Annotated in this window: 1 protein-coding gene; it reads right to left on the bottom strand. The window is 61.4% G+C overall.

The window, feature by feature from the left end; all coding sequences use genetic code 11:
- Nucleotides 1-51 precede the first annotated feature (51 nt).
- Nucleotides 52-1191, bottom strand: coding sequence for an IS481 family transposase (locus tag HZZ13_RS36290; protein ID WP_197964208.1), 1140 nt, complete (start codon nucleotides 1189-1191; stop codon nucleotides 52-54).
- Between the last annotated feature and the right edge of the window lie 82 nt (nucleotides 1192-1273).

Raw genomic sequence — 1273 nt, 5'->3', positions numbered from 1 at the left:
TGTGCGGACCGGGGACATGGGTAACACCGTTCGGAGACATGGGTAACGGGTTCATTTTGCATCACCTCGTAGATCGATGGATGCGATTTGATGGGCTCCGAAGTAGACGCCGAATTGCCCATCGGTGGCGAGTGGCCTGATGGCCAAAAGCTCGCCGCGGAAGGCCTCCGGGACGCGCCAGCGCCGCTTGCCGAAGCGTAAGTTGGCCTTGAGCTGACTGGCCCTGCGCACGATTGCTCCTTCCTCGTACTCAGGCTCGGGCAGCTTGCTTGGCAATGAACGTGAGCTTGGCCTATACCGGTTCGCCGGGACGTCGTAGTCCAATGATTGGTGTGGTCGCTCGGTATTGTAGACGTGCCGCCAGCGGTCGAATGCCCTCTGCAAGTCGCGCGTGGTTCTGAACGTTGTCATGGATAGGACTTCGGTCTTCAGCGTGCGGTGGAAGCGTTCATTCTTTCCCTTGGTCTGAGGATGATAGGGGCGGGCATAGATGACGTCGACGCCCAGCTTGAGCAGCCAGACACGAAGTTTGGTCCATCGAACTTCGGAGCACGTGCCCCAGGGCACGCCGTTATCGACCAGAAAGGCGTTGGGCAGGCCGTAGCAGCGAAAGGTCCGCTCGAGATGCTGCTGGACCGTCTCACTTTGCTCGTTGGTACAGGCCTGTAGGCACAGGGCATAACGGGAATGGTCGTCAACCATTGTGAGCGGGTGACACATCTGCCGGTCGCCCAGAGGGAAGCGTCCCTTGAAGTCCATCTGCCAGACGTCGTTAGGAGCCGGGTGTTCGAAGCGGATGTATTGCGCCGGCTGTGCAGGCGGCGGAACGCGCTCATGCCGAGCTAGAATCGCGTGGACCGTCGAGGCCGCAGGCACGCTCTTCTGCCGATCCTCCAGGCGACGGCGAATCTTGCGGGCGCCCCATGTCGGATGCGCGTCCCTAACCTCCAAGATGGCCGCTTCGATCGCCTTCGCGCTTCGTGCCGGAGAGACATGCGGCCGCCGCGACTGGTTCTGAGCCCAATCCTCCTCGGCGGCCTCTGCCGTGGTCGCCCTAGCCAGCCATTTGTACGCGGTCTTCGGACTTATTCCGAAGCGACGGCACAACTCCCGCCGGTTCACGTCCGCCTGTCGGAACAATCGAACGAACTCTTTCCTCTGGTCCATGAGTGACACCTCGCGCCACGGCATGTCGGCCCTCCCAAGCCCTTCCATGCCGTCGATGTGTTACCCATGTCTCCGAACGGTGTTACCCATGTCCCCGGTCCGCACA

Source organism: Bradyrhizobium agreste (assembly GCF_016031625.1).
Lineage (GTDB): Bacteria > Pseudomonadota > Alphaproteobacteria > Rhizobiales > Xanthobacteraceae > Bradyrhizobium > Bradyrhizobium agreste.
The sequence above is the reverse complement of the archived record's forward strand: the minus strand, read 5'-3'. Positions and strand labels throughout refer to the sequence as shown.